This window comes from Bernardetia sp., from assembly GCF_020630935.1.
Lineage (GTDB): Bacteria > Bacteroidota > Bacteroidia > Cytophagales > Bernardetiaceae > Bernardetia.
Window position 1 is genome coordinate 1 of record NZ_JAHDIG010000145.1, and the last position, 3,233, is coordinate 3,233.

Below are 3,233 nucleotides of genomic sequence, written 5' to 3' on the forward strand. Positions count from 1 at the left end.
CTTTTCCGAAGCTGTGAGCTTTCCGTCCAGCTTGTCCATAACTTCGTTTTTGGCTGCTGTGGCTTTTTCTAAATCTGCTCTTGCTGTATTGGCTCTCCATCCTGTTTTATATCTAATCAAAGTCTTTTGTGCTGAATTGATAGAACTGTCATAGGCTGCAATTTGTGAGCTGTACAGATTAGTAAGACTGTCTCGCTCTACTTGTGTTTGATTCTCAATAGAAAGCGTTTTATCGTTCAGTTCTAAGCTCAGAAAACCTCCTCCAATGGCAGAAATAGCTACTGAAAGGGCAAACATTCCGAACATTCCGTATTTTGCGCCACTTGTGGGTATTTCCTCCTTTGCAAAAGACTTGAAAACGTCTGTACTTGAAGATGATTTGAAAAGCTCCAAACCTCCCAAAATAAATATCAAAATGATAGCTATTAGCGTGGAAAATAAAAGAGTAACTATGTTATCTGTTGTGATAAACATTTTGGCTACTAGATAGACTGTACCAATTCCCAAACAAAAACTAATGAAATGATAGAATGAAGAATATCCAGTAGCAAACAGGAATTTCAATCTATTCTTTTTAGCATACGGTTCAGACTTCAAAAGTCGTTCAGCTTGTGCGTAATAGCCATACACTGTGGTTTGCTCCAGTTTGTCTTTGAAGGTGTCCATCTCGTGCGCTTCTTGTGGCGTTACGGCTGTTTTGGGTTGTGGCTGTTTCTGCTCCTGTGGTGGTGCAGTAGTAGGGTTTGGGTTTTTATTTTGAGTTGTCATGAGTGAAAGATTTTATTTATTTCCATTTGATAAAAAGCAAAATTGAAAAGCCTATCATTAGGCACGTACCAAAGGCATTACGAATGTCGAAGCTCCACGCAAACGGATTTAATGTAGCTTCATAAATGGCAAAACAGAGATAAAAAACAGATACGAGTAACACGCATTCAGTTATTTTACTATTTGCTGTTTGTTGGTGCGTTTTTTTGGGTGTGGGTTTTCTTTTTTGAGTAGCCATCTTAGAATAGTTTTGATTGAATGGGTATTGGATTTAAAGTTTGTGGTATCTGAAAGAGATAGTCCGTTTTGTCTTGCTTGACTTTGAGCCATTTGAGATAATATTTTCTAATGTGAACTCTGTCTTTTCGAAGTTGGTAAACAGTCATTTTCTCATAAAAAAAGTCTATGGCTGCTCGTCTGATTTTTTCTTTATACTTGCCCATGACTAAGTAATTTGATTGAGATAATATTTAGCTCTACTTTCAAATTCTGAAAGTGTAATTGCTTCGTATCTAAATAGAATTAGATAGTTTCTCTGTGTCGTAACGGCTCTTATGAGTTGTTTTTGTAGCTGTATGAGTGTGGCTTCTTTGTAGTATTCCTCAATGTTTCGCTCATTTGCATGGTTGGGAATTAATGGACTTGTGAGTTGTACATTAACCTCATTCAAAAGCTCTACTAGCACCAGTGTAGGAATTTCAATTTTCCACTTTTTTGTACGCTTGCTATACGTCTTAGAAGTCATATATTTTGTTTGATTTCAGCGAGTTGGTTATCAATTTCAGTTTCAGAATAAGACTTGCTCATGACATTTTGCCAAACACTTATACGACCGTTTGAAGGTGGTTTTTGATGTTTTTCTTTGTAATGGTCGTATAGCTCCTGTACGGCTTCGGCTTTTTTCTCATCCAATGAAGGATTGGAGTTTGTGGTTACTTTTGGTGTCGGTCTGAATCCTACTCCTACTGGACTTTTGAACTCTCTGAATGCGTCTTTTGAAATAGTGGTAGCTTCAATATTTCCTTTTCGCTCCTGTATCTTCTGTTCAGCTTCTTTTCTAGCTACTGCAAAGCGTTCATGAGCTTTTCGCAAGTATTCCATTGCTTCATCAAAATAAGATTCTACATGCTGCACGTTTCGGAGTTGTAGTTCTTTCCAAACATGTTTCTCATCAAGAGAATCAACTATGAGGTTTTCAGCTTGAAACTGTGCTTTGATTTTCTCCCAAACTCTGTACTTCAAAATAGTTTCTCTATCCTTTTCTGACTGCTCTACATTAGTGTTAGATTGAAACGCTATTGGAATTTCCTTTTTTTGCTCGTTTTTAGGCTCGTGGTTTGATTCTCTCCTAAACATACGACCGTTTGAACGTTCGTACAATTCCGTGCATTCTCGCCACTCCTGTACGCTTGCTAGTCGTTTTTGTTTATTTCCGAAACGGTCTGTAATTGCGCCCTCCTGTGGAAGTCTGAAAATTTCTTTTCCATGTTCATAAATCACTAGCTTTCTAGGTATGCGATTTTTCCATGTTTCGCCTTTGAGGGCTGCTGTGAAGTAGGAGAATAAATCCTTTAATCCCTTGCCAGCATAATTTTTCATTCGGTAGGCTTTCTGTGAGGTTCTGATTTCTCCAGTATCAGTGTCTAACCAGTCAGCACCTCCCCAAAAAAGTAAAACGATTTGAAACTGTCCCTGTACAGTGTTTAATTGTCCTGTGTTCATCTTTTCCTTTGGTTGAGGAAAAAACTCAAAATTTTTGATTTTTCGCTTTTATAGCTTTAAAAACTAGCTTTAAAAGCCTTAAATAATTTCAGCTTTAAAGGGTTATAGGTACTTACTACGTAAGTAGCTTTAAATACTATTGCCTTAAATAATTAAGCTATAAATTGTCGACAAATTGTAAAAAACGACGTTTACAAAAGGCAAAGAAAAAGCAGTATCAAAAATTATATTTTTTGAGTTTTTTCGGATTTGAAAAATTTATTTTTTGAAAAAAATTAGCTCTTAAAACGGCTTCTGCGTGGTGCAAAAGCTAACATTTCTGTATTGATTTTGAGCCGTATATTGGCATCAAAGCGTACTTTTTTTGGTGGTACTAACCAGTTTGGTAAAAAGACTTTGCAGCCTTCTTTGGCTGTGTTGTGGATGCGTTCTAAATGTCGTGCTGCTGTTATATCACTATCGCAAACGGCTGTGTAATGATGCTTTAAAAGCCACTTAGAAGTCTCAAAATAGACGTTTCCATCAGAATCTACCACGATAAACTCACAATCTCCAGCATTGTAGGAATTGATAAAACTACGATAGATTTCTTTTGCTGTATTGAAGGAATTTAACCGTAATTGTTCCTTTCTTTTGGTTTTGGTCTTATTGAAACGTCGTGATTCGTTTCTAATATTGGATTCTGTTTTCTCGTGAGCTATCCAAAACTTTTTCTTGCGAACATTTTTCAAATCAAAACGCTC

General features: G+C 36.7%; 6 protein-coding genes. All 6 read right to left on the reverse strand.

The window, feature by feature from the left end; all coding sequences use genetic code 11:
* Positions 1-768: hypothetical protein (locus QZ659_RS20370; RefSeq protein ID WP_291728924.1), on the reverse strand; the 768-nt coding region annotated here is incomplete at its 3' end.
* 16 nt (positions 769-784) lie between these two features.
* Complete coding sequence (locus tag QZ659_RS20375; protein WP_291728926.1) at positions 785-1,006, reverse strand: hypothetical protein; 222 nt, start codon at positions 1,004-1,006, stop codon at positions 785-787.
* A 1-nt stretch (position 1,007) separates the two neighbouring features.
* A complete protein-coding gene (locus QZ659_RS20380) occupies positions 1,008-1,211 on the reverse strand; it encodes a hypothetical protein (RefSeq protein ID WP_291728928.1) in 204 nt (67 codons plus the stop codon).
* A gap of 2 nt (positions 1,212-1,213) precedes the next feature.
* Positions 1,214-1,513 (reverse strand): hypothetical protein, encoded by a 300-nt coding sequence (locus QZ659_RS20385; protein WP_291728930.1) that lies wholly within the window; start codon positions 1,511-1,513, stop codon positions 1,214-1,216.
* A complete protein-coding gene (locus QZ659_RS20390) occupies positions 1,510-2,490 on the reverse strand; it encodes a hypothetical protein (RefSeq protein WP_291728932.1) in 981 nt (326 codons plus the stop codon). The genes QZ659_RS20385 and QZ659_RS20390 overlap by 4 nt, the downstream gene beginning before the upstream one ends.
* A 275-nt stretch (positions 2,491-2,765) precedes the next feature.
* A partial coding sequence (locus QZ659_RS20395) for a hypothetical protein (protein ID WP_291728934.1) occupies positions 2,766-3,233 on the reverse strand: 468 nt, incomplete at its 5' end.

Coding starts and splice junctions, on each gene's coding strand:
- QZ659_RS20375 (WP_291728926.1), bottom strand. CDS start 1,006: ATGGCTACTCAAAAAAGAAAACCCACACCCAAAAAAACGCACCAACAA.
- QZ659_RS20380 (WP_291728928.1), bottom strand. CDS start 1,211: ATGGGCAAGTATAAAGAAAAAATCAGACGAGCAGCCATAGACTTTTTT.
- QZ659_RS20385 (WP_291728930.1), bottom strand. CDS start 1,513: ATGACTTCTAAGACGTATAGCAAGCGTACAAAAAAGTGGAAAATTGAA.
- QZ659_RS20390 (WP_291728932.1), bottom strand. CDS start 2,490: ATGAACACAGGACAATTAAACACTGTACAGGGACAGTTTCAAATCGTT.